This is a genomic window from Paenibacillus sp. J22P165 (assembly GCF_059692015.1).
Genome location: NZ_JCAUAP010000001.1, coordinates 560,753 through 579,616, shown reverse-complemented (window position 1 = coordinate 579,616; position 18,864 = coordinate 560,753). Strand labels below are relative to the sequence as shown.

At 44.4% G+C, this 18,864-nt stretch carries 17 protein-coding genes; 6 read left to right on the top strand and 11 right to left on the bottom strand.

The features are described from left to right. Positions 1-111: 111 nt before the first annotated feature. From AC58QM_RS02600 to AC58QM_RS02585, 4 genes are all read right to left on the bottom strand, one after another. Positions 112-612: a hypothetical protein gene (locus AC58QM_RS02600; protein WP_056609397.1), complete on the bottom strand. Its 501-nt coding sequence runs from the start codon at positions 610-612 to the stop codon at positions 112-114. A 137-nt stretch (positions 613-749) separates the two neighbouring features. Beyond that, complete coding sequence (locus AC58QM_RS02595; RefSeq protein WP_497281101.1) at positions 750-1,169, bottom strand: DUF350 domain-containing protein; 420 nt, start codon at positions 1,167-1,169, stop codon at positions 750-752. 123 nt (positions 1,170-1,292) lie between these two features. Then, positions 1,293-1,973 (bottom strand): PspA/IM30 family protein, encoded by a 681-nt coding sequence (locus AC58QM_RS02590; protein ID WP_497281099.1) that lies wholly within the window; start codon positions 1,971-1,973, stop codon positions 1,293-1,295. 92 nt (positions 1,974-2,065) lie between these two features. After that, positions 2,066-4,426, bottom strand: a complete 2,361-nt coding sequence (locus AC58QM_RS02585; protein ID WP_497281098.1) for an endonuclease MutS2 — start codon at positions 4,424-4,426, stop codon at positions 2,066-2,068. A 241-nt stretch (positions 4,427-4,667) separates the two neighbouring features. Between AC58QM_RS02585 and AC58QM_RS02580 the strand changes: the two genes are divergently transcribed. Together AC58QM_RS02580 and AC58QM_RS02575 are read left to right on the top strand one after the other, a co-directional pair. Further along, the gene (locus AC58QM_RS02580; RefSeq protein WP_310501995.1) at positions 4,668-5,036 is read left to right on the top strand and encodes a phage holin family protein; all 369 of its coding nucleotides are present in this window, start codon (positions 4,668-4,670) and stop codon (positions 5,034-5,036) included. Positions 5,037-5,212: 176 nt separating this feature from the next. Next, entirely contained in the window at positions 5,213-5,656 is a 444-nt protein-coding gene (locus AC58QM_RS02575) for a cupredoxin domain-containing protein (RefSeq protein WP_497281096.1), read from the top strand. A gap of 59 nt (positions 5,657-5,715) precedes the next feature. Here AC58QM_RS02575 and AC58QM_RS02570 read toward each other — a convergent pair whose 3' ends face one another. The 5 genes from AC58QM_RS02570 to pheS form a co-directional block, all read right to left on the bottom strand. Further along, positions 5,716-6,330 (bottom strand): transposase, encoded by a 615-nt coding sequence (locus AC58QM_RS02570; protein WP_497281094.1) that lies wholly within the window; start codon positions 6,328-6,330, stop codon positions 5,716-5,718. A gap of 453 nt (positions 6,331-6,783) precedes the next feature. Then, positions 6,784-7,338: a CvpA family protein gene (locus AC58QM_RS02565; RefSeq protein ID WP_310501998.1), complete on the bottom strand. Its 555-nt coding sequence runs from the start codon at positions 7,336-7,338 to the stop codon at positions 6,784-6,786. Positions 7,339-7,344: 6 nt separating this feature from the next. After that, on the bottom strand, positions 7,345-9,606 hold the full coding sequence (gene zapA, locus AC58QM_RS02560) for a cell division protein ZapA (RefSeq protein ID WP_497281092.1): 2,262 nt from the start codon (positions 9,604-9,606) through the stop codon (positions 7,345-7,347). A gap of 94 nt (positions 9,607-9,700) precedes the next feature. Further along, positions 9,701-12,193, bottom strand: coding sequence for a phenylalanine--tRNA ligase subunit beta (gene pheT / locus AC58QM_RS02555; RefSeq protein ID WP_497281090.1), 2,493 nt, complete (start codon positions 12,191-12,193; stop codon positions 9,701-9,703). A 25-nt stretch (positions 12,194-12,218) separates the two neighbouring features. After that, complete coding sequence (pheS, locus tag AC58QM_RS02550; protein ID WP_497281088.1) at positions 12,219-13,253, bottom strand: phenylalanine--tRNA ligase subunit alpha; 1,035 nt, start codon at positions 13,251-13,253, stop codon at positions 12,219-12,221. Positions 13,254-13,785: 532 nt separating this feature from the next. On the opposite strand from pheS, the gene AC58QM_RS02545 reads away from it, so the two are divergent. Beyond that, positions 13,786-14,214 carry a MarR family winged helix-turn-helix transcriptional regulator gene (locus AC58QM_RS02545; protein WP_497281086.1) on the top strand — a complete coding sequence of 143 codons (429 nt, stop codon included), beginning with the start codon at positions 13,786-13,788 and terminating at the stop codon, positions 14,212-14,214. Positions 14,215-14,343: 129 nt separating this feature from the next. Continuing rightward, positions 14,344-15,891, top strand: coding sequence for an MDR family MFS transporter (locus AC58QM_RS02540; RefSeq protein ID WP_497281576.1), 1,548 nt, complete (start codon positions 14,344-14,346; stop codon positions 15,889-15,891). Positions 15,892-15,934: 43 nt separating this feature from the next. Here the strand turns inward: AC58QM_RS02540 and lepB are convergent, their stop codons facing one another. After that, positions 15,935-16,465 carry a signal peptidase I gene (gene lepB / locus AC58QM_RS02535; protein ID WP_497281084.1) on the bottom strand — a complete coding sequence of 177 codons (531 nt, stop codon included), beginning with the start codon at positions 16,463-16,465 and terminating at the stop codon, positions 15,935-15,937. Between the two features lie 206 nt (positions 16,466-16,671). Here lepB and AC58QM_RS02530 point away from each other — a divergent pair, with 206 nt between their 5' ends. Continuing rightward, the gene (locus tag AC58QM_RS02530; RefSeq protein ID WP_497281082.1) at positions 16,672-17,592 is read left to right on the top strand and encodes an aldo/keto reductase; all 921 of its coding nucleotides are present in this window, start codon (positions 16,672-16,674) and stop codon (positions 17,590-17,592) included. A 24-nt stretch (positions 17,593-17,616) separates the two neighbouring features. Next, the gene (gene glsA, locus AC58QM_RS02525; RefSeq protein ID WP_497281081.1) at positions 17,617-18,570 is read left to right on the top strand and encodes a glutaminase A; all 954 of its coding nucleotides are present in this window, start codon (positions 17,617-17,619) and stop codon (positions 18,568-18,570) included. A gap of 84 nt (positions 18,571-18,654) precedes the next feature. Here the strand turns inward: glsA and AC58QM_RS02520 are convergent, their stop codons facing one another. Next, the gene (locus AC58QM_RS02520; RefSeq protein ID WP_497281079.1) at positions 18,655-18,840 is read right to left on the bottom strand and encodes a hypothetical protein; all 186 of its coding nucleotides are present in this window, start codon (positions 18,838-18,840) and stop codon (positions 18,655-18,657) included. Between the last annotated feature and the right edge of the window lie 24 nt (positions 18,841-18,864).

The following is an 18,864-nucleotide window of genomic DNA, read 5'->3' as shown; positions in this document are numbered from 1 at the left end:
TCACTTAGATCCATGTAAGCTCTTGTTAAGCTTCCCCTTTGAAGTGAAAATATGAGGCGAATACACGCAAAAAAACCGAATCCATGAGGATTCGGTTCGTATCTGTTGCTGTTATTCCGATTTGATCCGTTCAACCATCAGTAATCGGTCCGTATCTGAGAGCACTTTTTCCACTCTGAAGCAAGAAGGACATACATAGACATCCGTCGTAAACGGACCTGTCAGGAATGCACTTCCTAGCGTCTTAGGAATCGTTGGCGTAAAGGAAGCTCCGCTCGTCACTTCGGTTCCTGCAAGAAGCAAGAATTCATGACAACTCGAGCACTCTGGCGCTTCTTCCTGCTCATCTGTTAATTGTTGAACTTTTTCGCCATACTTATCCAGCGGCTCATCGGAATCATCCCAAGCCAAAGATAAATCCTCATCGGACTCAGCGTATTCTTGTTCATTAAAACGCAGCTTCTGACCTGTTTGTTTCACCTTCAGATCAATGCTCCGGTAATCATTCAATTCGTTAAAACAGTGTGGACATTCGTCTTCAGGTCCAATCTCGGGATCCCATACGATCTCTGTTTGGCACCACGGACATACAACTTCTTCATTGCTACTCATTACGAAATCCTCCAGCTAATTGCTTTATGCATATTTCCATACATAATAAACCCCTGCCGCTACAAATACAAGCGCTATAGCAAACAAGGTTCCCCACAGGTATTTCATTCTTCAAGCCTCCAAGACTATGTATGATTCTAAGTTACACATGCTCCGACCACATAGGATAAGGACACTGATAACGTTAAGGACAAGAAACCAACCGCGCGATTGTCCTTCTTAATTTCCTCATCAATTTTAAAATAAGGCGTTAAGAACTCAAAAATAAAGTAAGCAACCAACAAAAGCACAAACCCATAGCCAGCCCATATAAGAGAGTTAATCATGGTGTCATTGTTTAGAATGGCAAAGCGGAACAAGTTACAAATCCCAAAAATTTTCCCACCAGTTGCCATAGCAACCGATAAATTACCTTTTTTAATCTCAGCCCAATCGTCGTACTTCGTAACCATTTCAAAGATGGTAAGGAAAACAACAAGCGCGACCACTGCTACTGCAAAAAAAGCAAGCGTTGCTAAATACGGGTTACTTAACAAGACATCCACCTCTTCGTTCATATCATCTCCTGCCTTCCTTTACACAAGTAGAGAGACTTTAACGATTAAAGATCCCTTAATCCCTATATATGGTAGTAGAGACTGAGTATGACTCAGTCTCTCGCAGGTACATCTATTATAACATTAGGATTGTTTTTTTTCAGCAAGCTTTGCACGCATTGCTGCCAGTTCATCATCAATTCCGCTGCTGCTTGCACCTAGCTTATCCAACTCATCATCTAAGCTGCGGTTTTTGGCGCGAATTTCTCCGCTTGCTTGTGCTTCAGCTTCCATTTGAAGAACTTTCTCGCTCATGCGATCAAATCCTTTTGCTGCATTGTCTGTACCAAAACCAGACATCGCTTGGTTGATTTGTTTTTGCGCTTTTGCTGTTTCAGCACGAGCAATTAGCAAATCCTTTTTGTTTTTCATTTTGGTGAACTCGTCTTTCATCTCCGTCAATTGAGCACGAAGTTGATCCGCGTTCGTTTTGGCAAGATCATATTGACGTTTCAACTCATCACAACGACCTTGGTGCTCTTTCTTATCTTCCAGTGCGCGGCGGGCCAAATCTTCATTCCCTGCTTCAAGGGCTTTCATAGCCTGCTCTGTACGTTTCGTTACCATTTCTTCGGACTCTTCAACTTGCAGCTTGAATTTCTTCTCGATAGCAATTTGCTTCGCTACTGCAGTTTCTGCTTCCAAGATATCTTCTTCCATATCACGTAAAAACTGATTTAACATTTTTACAGGATCTTCTGCCTTATCCAACAAATCATTGACTGAAGCCATAGTCATATCACGAAGTCTTTTGAAAATTCCCATCTAAAATTCCTCCTAAGGTTTAATACTCTTCTATACCTATTTCATACGCACTATCAAAGAATGAGTTTCAAAAAGGATACAAATTTATAAAGTTATTTCAATTCGACAACTGTAACCCCAGCTCCACCTTCATTGTAATTACCCATGCGATAGCTTTTCACGTGTCTGTGTCGACGCAAATATTCTTGCATCCCCGTTCGAAGCACACCCGTGCCTTTGCCATGAATTAAATACACTTGGCCAAAATTGCTCAAGAAAGATTCATCTAAGAAGCGGTCTGCCTCAATCAAAGCCTCTTCCATATTCATGCCGCGCATATCCAATTCCATTTTGACATTATCATCGCGAGTCCGCTTCAAAGTCGTGGCGACTTTCTGCGGTTGCTTTGATTGTGGCGCATTGCCGGTTTTCTCAAGGTTGGATAACTGAACTTTCATTTTCATAATACCTAATTGAACATTAGCTTCGGTTGTTCCCACAAGCTCAACAACGTGCCCTTTTTGTCCTAATGAAATGACCCGGACTTCATCCCCTGCCTCAATGCGCTCAGGACGCTTCTTCAAAGCACGCACTTGCTTGCTGCGCAGTTCCGGTGTCGCTTGATCCAGTCGCCGCTTCGCCTCAACGAGCTTGTGGTCCTTGACGCCTCCAGCCTCTTCCAGAGCCATTCGACGCAAATCCGCAATAACCTCATCAGCCTCACGGCGGGCTTTGACAACAGCTTCGCGAGCATCGCGCTCTGCTTTCTCTAGCAGCTTATCACGTTGCTCATCAAATTTGAGCTGCTGAGCTTCCAGCGATTTACGCATCGCTTCGGCTTCTCTGCGCAGCTCCTCCGCAGCATATCGCTCGGATTCCGCGATCAGGCGATTCTCCTCGAGCGAAGCGATCATAGATTCTACCCGCTGATCTTCCTCACCGACTTGTGTGCGAGCATGTTCAATAATGCGGCGGGATAATCCGAGTCGCTCCGCTATCGCGAACGCATTACTACGACCTGGCACGCCAACTAACAAACGATACGTCGGGCTTAGGGTTTGGATATCAAACTCCATACTCGCATTAATCGTGCCTTGCTTTTGATAAGCATATGCCTTCAACTCCGAATAGTGCGTAGTTGCAATAATACGGCAGCCAATTTGATGGATATAGTCCAAGATCGAAATAGCTAAGGCAGACCCTTCAGCAGGATCCGTACCTGCCCCAAGCTCATCAAGCAATACTAAGCTTTTCGGCGTCATATCGCGCAAAATACTGATAATATTCGTCATGTGACTTGAAAAGGTACTTAGGTTTTGCTCAATACTTTGCTCATCCCCGATATCCGCATAAATAGCATCGAAAACACACAGTTGCGTGCCTTCCTCGGCAGGGACAAACAGTCCTGACATCGCCATCAGACTCAGAAGACCTACTGTTTTAAGGGAAACCGTCTTACCTCCCGTATTCGGGCCTGTAACAATAATTTGCGAGAAGTCATTGCCCAGCTCCAAATCAAGTGGTACCACAGCGTCTGCTGCAATAAGCGGATGTCTACCTTTTTTGATTTTAATAAAGCCGCGGTCATTCAATCTTGGCATAGTAGCCTTGAGCTCTCTAGCTAGGCCAGCTTTGGCAAACGTAAAATCAAGCTCCGCCAACTGATCAACATCCATAACAAGCACTTCTACTTGTTCGGCAACTAGCTCAGTCAATGCACGTAAAATCTTCTCGATCTCCGCTTCTTCTTTGAACTTGAGCTCACGAATTTTGTTATTTAATTGCACAATCGCATCTGGTTCAATGTAAAGCGTCGCCCCTGAGGCTGATTGATCATGAATCATACCGCCAAAGCTAGAACGATACTCCGACTTCACCGGAATAACAAAACGGTCATTCCTAATCGTAATCAGCACATCCTGCAGCATCTTCTGGACAGAGGAGTTACGAATCATCTGTTCCAGACGCTCGCGCACTCTCCCTTCACCCGTTCGAAGCTCACTTCGAACACGCCCAAGTTCAGGGCTTGCTCCATCCACAACGACAGCATTTTCATCAATACAACTATTGATTTTATCTTCTAATTGCTTGTTTTCAGTCAACAATTCCACTTGAGATTTGAGCATCGGAATTGCATATTCCTCATGAACAGCTAGAACAAACCGCTTCAATCTACGAGTTCCAAACATCGTCGTCGAAATTTCAAGAAGCTCAGTTGGATTCAGCATACCGCCGATTCTAGCTCTGTGTAGAGGTGCCCGAATGTCTCGGATGCCGCCAAAAGGGGCATTTCCTTTGAGCCGCTCAACATTAACTGCCTCGTCCGTTGCTTGCAAACGAAGCTTAACCAGTTCAAAGTCTCCTATAGGCTCCAGCTTTTCTGCGGCATCTTTACCGAGCGAAGTGGACGCATGATGAGCTACTTTATGTAAAATTTTCTGATATTCTAGTGTTTTTATTATTTTCGGATTCAATGTTCCAACCTCTTTTCTCTAACCTATATTATAAACCAAATGGATCCTGATTAGCTACGGAGACAATGATTATATGGAAGATACTGCCCACCATAAATAACACAAAGTTGGATACACTAAGTTGTGCATCTAATCCTCTGCCAAAAGGAATTGCAAAAACGTCACTATCAAAGCATTCTGCTCAAAAAATCGCTTCTAGTCATTGGTGTTTGACCATGACAGAAAGAAGGAGGTTCACGACATGCATCTTCTTGGACATCTGGTAAGGTTTATTGTTTCAGCTTTGGTTTTAATGTTTGTAAGCTGGTTAGTTCCAGGATTTAAAGTCGGTGGTTTTTGGAGTGCTTTTTTCTTAGCGCTAGTCATCGCTATCGCGGCTTGGATCATTGAGGGAATCTTCGGCAAACAAATCACCCCATTCGGCAGAGGAATCGTAGGTTTTATAGTGAGCGCATTAGTCATTTGGGCTGCTCAGTTCATCGTGAATGATGTTTCTACGAGTATGATAGGTGCCATTCTTGCTGCTTTAGTCATTGGGATCATCGACTTATTCATTCCAGTGAAGACCCCTTTCGAACAAGGGATCACAGGTAGAGAAGATCGTCGATAAACTTATCAGCTTCCATAGCTGATAGCTAAGGTAAAGCCCAAAAAAAGGTCGGCCTGCAGCGTTCTCACTCGCCGGGCCGATCTTTTATTTTTGTGGTTTCACTAGTTTGTCACTGTAATTTGGAAATAGGTCGTGTACAATAATGAGGAAATCATTATGTATACGGAGGGGTACGCATGAAAAAACTTACTATTCTTTTGATGGGACTAGCAGTCGTCATTGCCATCACAGCATGTGGAAACAAAGACTCCAAAACAACAGAAGCTACTACCACACCAGCGGCATCTGCACAAACTAGCGCAACGCCAGCTGCATCCACTACAACACCAGCTGCGTCTGCCTCAGCTACATCCGGTGCTCAACAAGTCGTATTAAAAGCTACCAATTTCCAATTCGACAAGACTGAATACCGCATCAAAAAAGGCGAGTCCGTCACAATAACACTCGACAACTCCCAAGGTATCCACGGAGCAGCTATTAAAGAGTTCAACATTAATCTTAACAACGGTAATAAATCTGTTACTTTTACACCAGATAAAACAGGTTCATTCCCAATCAATTGCTCCATCATGTGCGGATCTGGCCATGCAGCAATGAAAACAACACTTATTGTTGAATAATTTATTGTTCTTATTGGATAAGCCTTATCACGAAATTCGTGATGGGGCTTTTTCTATATTCAGCCTACTTGAAAATACCGCAAAAAATGAGGATACAAGTAAACAGAAAAGCAAGCATGCATCCATTTTGCGAACAAGTCAGTATCTGCTAATCTAACATTCCTAGAAGTCTTAAATAAAAACTTGTCTAATACGCTGGTACTCTTATTTTGTTTGGCACTTTCCCTTTCTAACCTCTGTTGCTCGCTTTCGACTTCTATGGACTCATCAATTGGTTTAACCAGCTTTTGTTTCCCCATACGTGCGTATTGCTTGTGCAAGGCTAATTTAAGTTTTTCGAGTATCAACTTAGCTGTGCGGTAGTTCACACTCAACAAGCTTGCAAACACTGGAATTGAATAGGTCATCTCGTCTTGTATCAAAATTCGGATAGCTTTAAACCAAATTAATAACGGTAGCTTAGATTTATGCATAATGGTACCAGCTGTTATCGAAATCTGTGTCCGACACTCCTTGCATTCCAGTAGATTGCGTGTCTTTATTTTATAAAATGAATCATGATCACATCTTGGACAAAAGAAACCGTTGGCCCATCGACTTTTTATTAAGAAACTTTCACAATCTTCTTCTGATTGAAAAGCATTATTTAGTGAGCCTATAAGTTGTATATCCATTATCAGACTCACACCCCTATACCGAACATTTGTTTCTATACCCTAATTATATCGAACATTTGTTTCCAAGTAAAGAAAAATTTGTTTGTTTTTAAGCGATGCAGTTCGGATTTTTGTATTTTCTGAGATAACTACACTAACATTCGTTAGGCTTACGTAGGGATGTAAATATAATAAAATCAGTACAGTAATGGAGACTGGCTATAAATGTCATCTTTTGGAGAAACGGTGGGTGCAAGTCAATGTATGGGAATGTCGAAACTTGGAGTTGTAGATACTTCAGAAAATTTGTTTTTGCGATATACTGCCCCCTCCAGTGTCACCCGATCGATACACTCACTCATCCTTACATCCATGGAAGGAAAAAGAACGAGAAGGAGGGCGAGCAGGGGTTCTCTTCTACTTGAAACAAAAAGAAACTACCGCTCTTTATTTCAAAAAGGCAGTAGTTTCTTATAAGGATATTCCTTGTTTCCACAGGTCATGGAGTTTGCCCGCAACTTGCGGCAGCTCAGTAATCAAATAAGGAGCGATGGATGAGTTTGCTAAAAGCTTCTGAGGACCATCGGAAGGAATAATGGTCATGACATTAACTGCTATTACGATGATAAGCAGCGCCTCAGCCAACCCTAGTAATGCGCCGCTCCAACGGTTAATTGCGTTGAGTCCCGGCGTTTTAGCTAGAATATTTAATGCTCGTCCAATGATCACCAGCGCCAGTTTAACACTGAAAAATAGTAACGCAAAGGCAATAGCATTTAGGATGTAGACATCTAAATTGAGGCCTTTAACGATGAATTCATATTTCTCATAATTTTGATACGTTGGCAGCGATATTGCACTTTTGAGTAGAGGCGCTAAATCTTTATAAAAGTAAAAAGCAACAAGATAAGCAAGGATCATACCCGAAATGGATACAATCTGAGCGATAAATCCTCTAAAATAGCCAATTAGGAGTCCCAAGATAACAACCGACATTAAGACATAATCTAATGTGTTCAGTGTCACTTCGATCTACCCAACCGGGCTATCCGCTTCTACAAGCTCAATCCACTCGTTGTATTCGATTTGTAATTTAGCATATTCCTCACGCAATTTTCTGTACTCTTCTTTGATAGCTACCAGTTCTTCTTGCTGTGCTTCATCATTCATATTCATTTGGAGAAGATCTTCTTTCTCCTGTTGAACTTGGGCCAAGATACGTTCTTTTTCTTCTTCAAACTGCTGTGTGCGTGTACTTCGCTCAGTCTGCATCTGCGCAAGCAATTCTTCTATTTTGCCTTGATAATGTTGAATGATTGCTGCTTTTTGTTCCTCAAGCTGTTGCTGAAATGTTGTTTGTTGTTCTTGGAAATGACCTTCTAGATCCCCTTTTTCCACCTCAAAGCGTCGAAGCTTCTCTTCTTCTTCTTCCTGATAAAGCAACGCTAGTGAGTCTATATCTTCTTGATAAGAAGTAGCTGCAACCTCGAGCTCAGCTTGATGCTTTTGTTTAATGGCATGAATTTCAGCGTGATGGCCGCGTACAATAGCCGCAATTTCATTATGATGCTTCTTTGTGTTAGTGGCTGATTCATCGTCGTGAAGCTCAGAGAGCGATTTCAACTCTAACTGATGTTTCTCTGAAAAAGAACGCAATTCGTTTTGGTGCTTTTCCGAAATTGTATGTAGTTCGACCTGGTGGTTCTTTTTGATGGAAGCCACTTCATTTTGGTGACTCTCTGTTAAGGTCGCAATCTCGAAATGGTGCTCATCTGTTTGATTGGCGATTTCATTTTGAAGTTTATCTGCGATTGCAGTTAACTCCGTTTGGTACTCTTCAGAAATCGTTTCAATCTCACTTAGATGACTGTCTGAGATCGCTACTAATTCGGCTTGATGTTCTTCAGTGAAAAGAGAGACTGCGGCTTGCTGTTCTTCTTTCAAGATTGCTATGGCTACTTGTTGTTCCTCGGCCATGAGATCTATCGCAAGCTGTTGTTCCTCAGCCATGCGGGATATCGCACCTTGATGCTCGTCCGTTAGGGTCAGAATAGCTGCTTGATGCTCTTGTTTTAACTTCGCTAGTTGGGTTTGATGTTCAAGTGCAGTAGACGCTTGTGCGTCTTGGTGCTGCTTGGTTAGAGATTCAATTTGTGCTTGGTAGTGCTGGTGGATACCGTCGATATCAGAACCGCTTTGCTTGGACAGTAATGCCAGTGCTTCTTGATGTTGAAGTTCTATGATTTCTTTATCCTCAAGATGTGACTGGATAAGTAATTGTTTCTCTTCTTGCAGCTTGTCTAGCAGAGTTTCATTCTCTTGTCGATGTGTGTCGACAATAGCAGACAAATCTGCCTTATGTTGTTCAGCCAACTTCAAAAGTTGTTGTGATTTCTGTTGCTGAACTTGTGCAAGCTGCTGTTTACTTTGTTGATGATGTTTCTTTTCTTGATCTAACTGCTGGTTTAACTGTAGACCTTGGTTCTTCTCTTGGTCGAGCTTCTTATTCAATGCTAGGCTTTGGTTTTTCTCATTTTCAAGCTGTTGGTTTAGCTCTAAACTTTGGTTTTTCGCTTGTTCCAGCTGCTGGACTAGCTCAAGACTTTGGCTGTTCTCTTGTTCAAGCTGCTTGCTTAGCTGCAAGCTATGGCTCTTCTCGTGCTCGAGTTGCTCCTTAAATTGGTCTATTTGTTTGTTCACTTGATCTTGTTGTTGCTTCGCTTTATCGATCTGGTGTTTAGCTTGATCCATCTGTTGTTTGCTTTGAACTTGCTGTTGTTTAACTTGTTCAAGCTGCTGCTTGGTTTGATCTAGTTGTTGCTTGCCTAGCTCGTACTTTTGTTTCATTTGCAGCATCTGCTGATTCGCTTGTTCTTGTTCCTGTTTTACTTTGAGTATTTCTTGTTTCTGTAGTTTTTCTTGCTCTGTAATTTGTTGCAGCTTCCCGTTCTGCTCAGTTAGCAGTGTTTGTTTCTTGTCATCCTCTTCTTTTAGTTCTTGATACCTTGATGTAAGCTTCTCGTAGGCGATTTTGGTCGCTTCCTGCTCTCTCTGCATCTTGCTGAGTTCTTCCATAATTTCATTCATTCGGAAGCATTCATCTGCCATGTTGACTGCCGCTAAAACAGCGATTCGCTGCGAATCCAAACGAGGATATCCTTTGGCAATACGAAACATTTGATCATTCACATATTCAGCAACACGCTTCATGTGATTCGTGCTAGTATCTGCTTTGAGTTTATATTGGTGTCCATATATATCAACAGTAATTCGTGTTTTATCTTCAATAGTCAATTTAAAATCCTCCCTTAAGATGAAAGGCTGGCCCTATCGAGAATAATTTCGATAAGACCAGCCTATATTCCTGCAACCTATAAGGAAAGTTACACTATTTTCTTAACTCTGCCTCAAATTGTTGTTCAAGTGTTGCCACAACTTTGGCATGCAGTTCAGTTACCTCTTCATCAAGCAATGTTCTGTCCGCATGACGGTACACAAGTGCGATTGCTACGCTCTTACGATTAGCACCTAGGCGCTCTCCTGTATAGATATCAAACACTTGAATTGACTCCAGCAATTCCCCTGCAACTTCGGAAATCGCTCCCTCCATAAGTCCAACTGGGACGCCTGTATTCACCACAACTGCAATATCACGCCCGATAGACGGATAACGAGGTAACAGCTTATAAATAATCTCCTCGCCAGCCGCTTCCAAGATAGGTGCTAGTTCAACTTCAAGCACATACGTGTCGTCCAGATCACGCTGCTGTTGCGCAGTCGGATGGAGTTGGCCTACACGACCAATCACTTTTGGACCTTCAGCGGATGCAAGTAAGATCTCAGCTGTACGACCTGGGTGGAAGCCTTCTGGTGCTGCTGATGTATATGTCAGACCTTTAATTCCAAGGTACTCAACTAAGCGATCGAAAATCCCTTTGATGTCGTAGAAATCAACTACTTCTGACTTCTGAGCCCAGTGAGCTTGGCGACGTTTACCTGTCAGTACGATAGACAGTAACAGCTTTTCTTGCGGCAGAGCCGTAAGTGCTGCTTCATCCGTAATGAACGCTTTGCCCATTTCGAAAATAGCGACATCATCCATTGTACGATTGCGATTATAGCTAACAACATCAAGCAAATGCGGTACTAAGCTAGTGCGCAGCTGACTGCGGTCTTCGCTCATTGGCATCGCTAGTGAAATTGGCTTCGCAGTCGGGTATAGGCCAGGAATAGCATCTACTTGCGCTTGTGGATTCACTTCAGCACTTGCATCGCCTTGTGAACGTGGGTTGGTGAAGGAATACGTAATGACTTCATTCAATCCGCTTTGCGTTAAGATATTCCGTGTAATCCGGCGAATCGATTGCTCTTTGGATAGTGACCCAGGCGTCGTAACACCGGTCATCAAGGTTGTCGGGATGTTATCGTAGCCGAAGAGACGTGCTACTTCTTCGATCAAATCGACATCACGCGTAATGTCTCCGCGGCGGCTCGGCACATGCACGAGCAGCTTGCCTTCGCCAGCTTGCTCGAATGTGAAATGCAAGCGCGAAAGGATTTGCCCCATCTCGGTCAAGGATAGCGCTGTACCGAGATAGTTGTTCACGCGGTCAGCCCCAAGCTCGATGCTGACCGACTTGTGTGTTCCGCTAGCGGCTTCTACGATGCCGTCAGCGACTTTACCACTTGCGTATTGCGCAATCAGCGCAGCAGCACGGTTCAATGCCGGAATCACGGATTCCGGGTTCACTTCTTTCTCGAAGCGAAGGCTCGCTTCTGAGCGAAGACCTAGCTGGCGCGATGTGCGGCGCACGGAGCTGCCTGCGAACTTTGCGGATTCCAGAAGGATCCGCGAAGTTCCATCGGTCACTTCGGAGTTGGCGCCGCCCATAACTCCGGCAATCGCCACAGGCTTCGTGCCGTCCGTCACGAGCAGCATGTGTGGCTCTAGCGTACGTTCCACATCGTCAAGTGTAACGAGCTTCTCGCCTGCTTCAGCGAGTCGTACGTCGATGTGTCCGTTGTTCAGCTTCTCCGCATCAAACGCGTGAAGCGGTTGGCCGTACTCTAGCATCACGAAGTTCGTGATGTCGACGATGTTGTTGATGGGGCGGATGCCCGCAGCCATCAAACGGTTCTGGATCCACAGCGGAGAAGTGCCCACGCGTACGCCTTCGATTAGGCGAGCCGCGTAGTGTGTGCACTGCTCCGTCGCTGTGATCTTCACGCTGATGCGGTCCGCAGCTTTCACGCCGGCAGTGCCTGCCGCTTGAAGATCAGCTTCCGCATCAGGCAGCTTAACTTCGCGGCCAAGGATCGCCGCGATCTCGTAAGCAGCTCCGAGCATGCTCAAGCAATCGGAGCGGTTCGGCGTCAAGTCGAGATCCATGACTTTGTCGCTAATTGCCAGTACATCTAGAATGGATTGGCCAATTTCGGTATCCTCAGGCAACACCAAGATGCCTTCTTGAATTTCTTTTGGAAGCAATTTGTCGTTAAGCCCTAGCTCTTTCGCGGAACAGATCATACCTTGGGATTCCACGCCGCGCAGCTTCGCACGTTTGATTTCCAGTCCGCCCGGAAGGACTGCACCGATCATCGCGACAGGAACCTTTTGTCCAGCGTCAATATTTTTGGCACCACACACGATTTGCAAGTCTTCGCCTTGCCCTGCATCGATCACACATACACTTAGTTTATCCGCATCTGGGTGCTTCTCGCGGGATTTAACAAAACCTACAACAACGTTCGAAACCCCTTTGTTACGATCCTCAACGATATCTACTTCGATCCCGCTACGGGTTAATTTTTCAGCTAATTCCTCGGCTGTGAAGCCTGTTACGTCAACATATTCCGATAACCATTGATAAGAAACTTTCATGCTTTTACCCTCCTTTTCCTAATGCTTACACATGTAAAAATTGCTTTAAGAAACGCAAATCATTCGTATAGAAATGGCGAATATCTTCGATGCCATATTTCAACATAGCAATACGCTCAACACCCATACCGAATGCGAAGCCAGTATATTCTTTCGGATCATAGCCACCCATTTCAAGAACTCGCGGATGAACCATACCCGCTCCGAGAATTTCCAACCAACCTGTTTGCTTACACGTACGACAGCCTTCGCCGCCACACATCGCACAGCTCACATCGACTTCAACACTCGGCTCTGTGAACGGGAAGAAGCTTGGACGCATGCGAATTTTCGTCGATGGGCCATACATTTCTTGCACGAATTGAAGCAATGTCCCTTTGAGATCACTCATGCGAACATTGCGGTCAATAACCAGACCTTCAATTTGTTGAAACATGTGAGAGTGAGTCGCATCGTCGTCATCGCGGCGGTATACTTTGCCTGGGCAAATGATTTTGATCGGAACTTCGCCCTTACGCTTCTCCATTGTTCTTACTTGAACAGGGGAAGTCTGGGTACGCATCAAAATCTCTTCTGTAACATAGAACGAATCCTGCATATCACGAGCCGGGTGATCCTTTGGCAAGTTCAACGCTTCGAAGTTGTAATAATCTTGTTCGACTTCTGGACCTTCAGCTACGGTGTAGCCCATCCCGATGAAAATGTCTTCAATTTCTTGAATCACTTTGCTCAAAGGATGCACAGCACCTTGCTGTGAAGGACGTCCCGGCAAGGTTACGTCGATCATTTCAGCGCGAAGTCTGTTTTCTGTCTCTTGCTTCGTGTATGCAGCTTGTTTCTCTTCAATAACAGACTCAATTGCTGCGCGAACATCATTCGCTACTTGGCCGATGACCGGTCTTTCTTCTGCACTTAACGCGCCCATGCCGCGAAGAACTTCCGTTAATGGTCCTTTTTTGCCCAAATATTTAACTCTTAAATCGTTCAGCTCCTGCTGACTTCCAACGCCGCTTAGCTCCTGCAGCGCTTCCTGCTTCAAAGCCTCTAACCGCTCTTTCATTGAAATCCCTCCTGATTTAGGCCTCTGAATCGCCCTTTATGAAAACACAAAAAAGACTTTCCGCTCCCTCGCAAGGGACGAAAAGCCGTGGTACCACCCTAATTAGATTCGTCTATGTCCAGTTGACAAATAAACGAGTCTCACTTCATTCCAGATAACGGACGATGTGTCCGGTTCCCTCTAATGAGAAGCTGCTTAGTGCTTCTGTTCAAAGGACTGCTCGGGAGCGAACTTCCACAGCCTGATTCTCGGGGCCAGCTCTCAATCATCGGCTTTCCCTCCCTGTCAAGAAGCACTGCGTACTCTTCTCCGTCAAAGCATTTCCACGTATATGTACCAGTTATTATATGCAAGATACAGAGGATATGCAAGTACAACCAACCTTTGTTTCTGAAAGTTTTCAGAAATATCCTGTTGACTTCATGCAACGACAGGTTTATATTTTACTTAAACAATTTAAATATTACTCGATTTAATTATTATATTGTTTAATTATTAGACAATTCGAACAATTTGCAAGGGAGGTTATGACTTGGAAGATGATTTGAATGAATTCACCAATCGCTTCCGTACAACATTTGAATTAGCTCACCGCAAAATCTCACAAAGAGTCCTTGCGGAGTTGAATTCAGAGTTAACGGCTCCCCAATTATTCATGTTAGCGATGATCTCTAAAGAACAAACACCGAAACAATCTCAGCTTGCTGATAAATTGGGGGTTAAACCAAGTGCTATCACAGTGATGATTGATCGACTTGTTCAGAGCGGGCATGTGATACGTAAACATCATGAGACGGATCGTCGGATCGTGCTGGTTGAAAACACAGCTGAAGGAGCTGCTGTTCTTGCTAAGGCTACCGAAGTCCAGAAGAAAGTAATTGCTAGTGGATTATCTCAGCTTCCTACGGATGAGCTTCATATTTTCGTAAGTGCGTTCGAAAAATTCACTTCATCTTATTAATTCATTTTATTCATCAAAGGAGTGATACACATGGACAATATTCAAAAAGCAGCACCAAAGGAACTCTCGGATTCAGCTGCACCTGAGCTCAAAAACCGAGGACTCTTGCTCACTGGTTTGATCATCGCCATGCTCTTCGGAGCGTTGGACGGTACGATCGTAGGAACTGCAATGCCGCGTATCGTTGGGGAATTCGGTGGACTAGGGTTAATGACCTGGTTAACGACAGCTTACATGTTAACATCAACCGTCGTCGTGCCTATCGCGGGTAAACTGGCTGACTTAATTGGCCGCCGCGTCATTTATGTAACAGGACTTATCATCTTTATCGTTGCATCTGCGCTTTGTGGTATGTCACAGAACATGACTGAACTTATTTTGTTCCGTGGTTTGCAAGGTCTTGGCGGTGGTATCATGATGCCAATGGCCATTATCATTATCGGGGATTTATTCACAGGTAAACAGCGCGCTAAATGGCAAGGTGTTTTCGGAGCGATCTTCGGTTTATCCTCTGTTATCGGGCCGCAAGTTGGTGGCTGGATCGTAGATGCTTGGGACTGGCGTTGGGTGTTTTACATCAACCTGCCTGTTGGTATTCTAGCTGTTATTCTGATCTCTATTGCCTTACCGAAGCATAAATCAGTAGGGAAAGTTAAGTTCGATATTCCAGGTATTGTGACCATGATCGTCGGTGTTGTGAGCTTACTTCTTGCTCTTACGTTTGGCGGAAGTGAGTATGCTTGGGGCTCTTGGCAGATTATAGGTCTGTTCGCACTAGCTGTTGTGTCATTAGTTGCCTTCGTATTCATTGAAAGTAAAGCAGATGAGCCAATCCTTCCTGTTCGTTTGTTCAAAAATAGAACTTTCTCCACCATTAACGGCGTAGGCTTCCTGATGGCGGTTGGTATGTTCGGTGCTATTATGTTCGTTCCTCTTTTCATGCAAGGGATTGTTGGTATTAGCGCGTCAGCTTCTGGAACTGTCATGACACCGCTCATGATTACAATGATTGCTGCCAGCGTCGTTTCTGGCCAATTGATTGATAAGATTGGTGTTCGAAGACAAATGTTCATCGGTATGATCGTCATGGCTGTTGGCTTTGTATTCCTTAGCACAATGGGCATTTCTACTACGAAGTTGATCGCATCCAGCTACATGGTTCTTCTTGGTTTAGGAATGGGGCTTGTTATGCCGATCCTAACGCTCGCTTTACAAGAAAGCTTCCCTAAATCGGAGCTAGGTGTTGTAACATCTTCCAGCCAATTTTTCCGTCAAATCGGTGGTACCTTCGGGATGACGATTCTCGGCACTATTATGAATCACAAATCAACGATTTTGCTTGAACAAAATTTAGAGCCCGTAGTGAAACAGTTCCCCGCGGAAGTAGGCAGTCCGTTAATTGACATGATTCATAAGAACCCACAAACTCTCTATTCCTCCCTCTTAAGCCCAGAGGCGTTGGCTAAATTGCCAAAAGAATTAGTAGAGAGATTGCCAATCATTAAAGATGCGCTTGTTTCCTCTCTACATCAAGTGTTTATCTACGGACTGGTATTCGTACTACTCGGCGCGATCCTTACGCTATTCGTTGGGAATATCAAGCTTTCTGACCGTAAATCGAAGAAAAAAGAAGATGGAGAAGATGATAACCAAGTTTCCCCTCATCTTGCTCACTAAAAAAAGCTCCCTTCCTCTACTGAGGCTGGGAGCTTCTTTCATATTAATCAATCGTTCCTATTTGGCTAAGCGGAAATATCCGAAATACAGCTTTTCCAATAATATCTTTCTCCGCTACAAATGGTGTCGATGGCCACAAATGGGAATCATAACTGTCGTTGCGATTATCGCCTAAGAAGAAATATTTCCCTTCCGGCACAGTCACTTGATGGAAAGTATACGTCATAGGCGCTTGGATATAGGGCTCGTCTACTTTCGCTCCATTTCGATATAAGGCACCATCTTTGATCTCAATCGTATCGCCAGGCAGACCAATGAGACGCTTCACATAGCGGTCTTCATTCCCTTCAATCGGCGGCCAAAACACAACGATATCACCGAATTCAAAGTCGGTTAACGGCTTCATTTTCTCCACAATAAGCTCGTCTTGCAATTGTATGGTTGGCAGCATAGAGCCTGTTGGAACTGTCATCGCTTGCGCAACATACGTATTGACGACAAGCGCGATAATGATTGCGAATGCGATCGTAGGCACCCATTCTTTCAATAGGCTAAGCACATACTTTTTGACCAAAACACCAACATCCTCTCGTAAAAGTTCATTCCCTCTTTACACCATAACCCATATATGGAAAGCTTACATTAAGATGAGATAAACTTTGTTAATAGAACCTGTTAGCAAGTCGTTTCAGGAACCGAAAACTTCAACTAGCTAAATGTGGTAAAATAACAGGTAGTTGTATAATAATTTGGATACCCTATTGAGGAGAGTGGCACGACATGAAATATCGTAGACTTGGCAAAACAGACCTGAAAGTTTCCATTGTTGGTGTTGGCACCTGGCAATTTGGCGGTGAGTGGGGATTAACCTATACGCAAGCAGAAGCAGATGCGATTCTAGATCAAGCCGCTGAGCTTGGAATTAATTTGATTGATACGGCAGAGTGCTATGGGGATCATCTATCTGAATCCTTTATTGGTAGTTATTTATCCCGCCGCGATCGCGATAAGTGGGTTGTAGCTACGAAATTCGGTCATCATTTCCATGATTTATTTACCCGGACTGATGAGTTCAGTGCTGAATCTGTTGTCAAGCAGCTGGATGCTTCCTTACAGGCTTTACATACGGATTATATTGACTTATACCAATTCCATTCCGGACCTGATGCATTATTCGATAATGATGATCTATGGACAACCCTTGATAAACAAGTCCAAGCAGGCAAAATTCGTCACCTAGGCACGTCGATCGGCAGCAATGCCAATATTCATCAGACTGCCGCTTCTACAAAAGTGAACTCCAAAGCGATTCAAGTTGTCTACAATCGTTTGGATCGTGCTCCTGAAGAGTCCGTCTTCCAGTCCTGTATCGAACAAGATCTTGGTGTACTCGCACGTGTACCGCTAGCAAGTGGTTATTTAAGCGGGAAATATAAGCCAGGTGCCGTATTCAGTAACACGGACGTTCGTCACCGTCACGATGCGGAAAGCGTCAAACAGAAGCTGGAGGAAGTTCAGCGCATACAGCAAAATGAAGTACCAGAAGGAATGGATATGGCGAAATGGGCACTTGCTTGGTGCTTGAAGCATGATGCTGTCACTTCCGTTATTCCAGGCTGTAAAAACCCTGAGCAAGTGATTGCGAATGCTGCGGCAACTGAGCTTATCAGCGACAATCATCCGCAAGCTTGGAAAGCCTAAGGAAGAGGAAGGACGGACTTCACCATGCCTCACCTACAGCACGATGAAACCTGGAAGAAGATGCATACCCATATCGACGAGTGGGTGGCTAGCAGCAAAACACATACCAAAGAAGGTCATGTCGCTTCCTATATTCCTGAATTAGCGAACGCTTCTGGGGATATTCTTGGTTTTTGCATCATGGATAGCGCAGGGCAAACCATCACAGCTGGTGATTCTGAGTTTCGTTTCACCCTGCAAAGTATTTCGAAAGTTTTTTCACTGATTTTAGCTCTCATGGATAACGGCGAAGAGGTTGTCTTCTCCAAGGTGGGTATGGAACCGACGGGCGATGACTTCAACTCCATGTTGAAGCTCGAACTCATTGAGCCAGGCATTCCTTTCAACCCTTTAATCAATGCGGGGGCGATTGCTATCTCTTCTTTGATCGGAGGGAATACGCCAGATGAACAGATCGATCGTATCCTTCATTTCTTCAGGGATATTGCTGATAATCCTGCACTTGATATCAATCAAAATGTGTATAAATCGGAATCCGATACAGCTCATCGGAATCGTTCTTTAGCTTACTTCCTGAAGGATAATGGCGTTTTGGATAAAGATGTTGACGATGTGCTGCGTGTTTACTTCAGTCACTGCTCCGTTGAAGTGAATTGCACGGATCTGGCCAGAATGGCCCTTGTTCTGGCGAATAACGGTGTGGATCCGATCCGCAAACAGCGTCTCATCCCGCGGCGCTTCGTGCAAATCGCCAAGACCTTCATGTTTACCTGCGGCATGTACAATGCCTCTGGCGAATTCGCGATGAATGTCGGGCTGCCTGCGAAGAGCGGCGTGTCCGGCAGCATCCTGACGATGGTGCCGGGACAATACGGCATTGGTCTCGTCGGACCGGCCCTCAATCGCAAGGGAAACAGCACAGCTGGTGTACATCTTCTCGGCATACTCTCGCAGGAATTCGACTGGAGCTTATTCTAAAAAGGCTCGCAAACAAAAAGAACCTTCCCTTTGACTACGTTTCCGTCGTTCAAGGGGAAGGTTCTTTCCATTCACACCGTACTTTTATTGCATCGATTGTTTGACTCGTTGGAGAGCTTCAATCAACTCATCCACTTCATGTTCACTCAGCCGAATCGTCACATAGTTGGGTGAAATGCCGCCGTCGTTGATCTCAATGAGCGCCGAATCATCTTTGTCATCTAGCTTGACTGATAGGTTGTCTTTATCTAACATGTGAACCCAAGCCATAGTTGTGATCCTCCTCGTCCAGTG

What these genes read in the sequence shown, in the direction of transcription:
- AC58QM_RS02595 (WP_497281101.1), bottom strand. Translation starts at nt 1,169, where the DNA reads ATGAACGAAGAGGTGGATGTCTTGTTAAGTAACCCGTATTTAGCAACG.
- AC58QM_RS02530 (WP_497281082.1), top strand. Translation starts at nt 16,672, where the DNA reads ATGAAATATCGTAGACTTGGCAAAACAGACCTGAAAGTTTCCATTGTT.
- glsA (WP_497281081.1), top strand. Translation starts at nt 17,617, where the DNA reads ATGCCTCACCTACAGCACGATGAAACCTGGAAGAAGATGCATACCCAT.
- AC58QM_RS02590 (WP_497281099.1), bottom strand. Translation starts at nt 1,973, where the DNA reads ATGGGAATTTTCAAAAGACTTCGTGATATGACTATGGCTTCAGTCAAT.
- pheT (WP_497281090.1), bottom strand. Translation starts at nt 12,193, where the DNA reads ATGAAAGTTTCTTATCAATGGTTATCGGAATATGTTGACGTAACAGGC.
- AC58QM_RS02540 (WP_497281576.1), top strand. Translation starts at nt 14,344, where the DNA reads ATGCTCTTCGGAGCGTTGGACGGTACGATCGTAGGAACTGCAATGCCG.
- AC58QM_RS02580 (WP_310501995.1), top strand. Translation starts at nt 4,668, where the DNA reads ATGCATCTTCTTGGACATCTGGTAAGGTTTATTGTTTCAGCTTTGGTT.
- AC58QM_RS02520 (WP_497281079.1), bottom strand. Translation starts at nt 18,840, where the DNA reads ATGGCTTGGGTTCACATGTTAGATAAAGACAACCTATCAGTCAAGCTA.
- pheS (WP_497281088.1), bottom strand. Translation starts at nt 13,253, where the DNA reads ATGAAAGAGCGGTTAGAGGCTTTGAAGCAGGAAGCGCTGCAGGAGCTA.
- AC58QM_RS02570 (WP_497281094.1), bottom strand. Translation starts at nt 6,330, where the DNA reads ATGGATATACAACTTATAGGCTCACTAAATAATGCTTTTCAATCAGAA.
- AC58QM_RS02600 (WP_056609397.1), bottom strand. Translation starts at nt 612, where the DNA reads ATGAGTAGCAATGAAGAAGTTGTATGTCCGTGGTGCCAAACAGAGATC.
- AC58QM_RS02575 (WP_497281096.1), top strand. Translation starts at nt 5,213, where the DNA reads ATGAAAAAACTTACTATTCTTTTGATGGGACTAGCAGTCGTCATTGCC.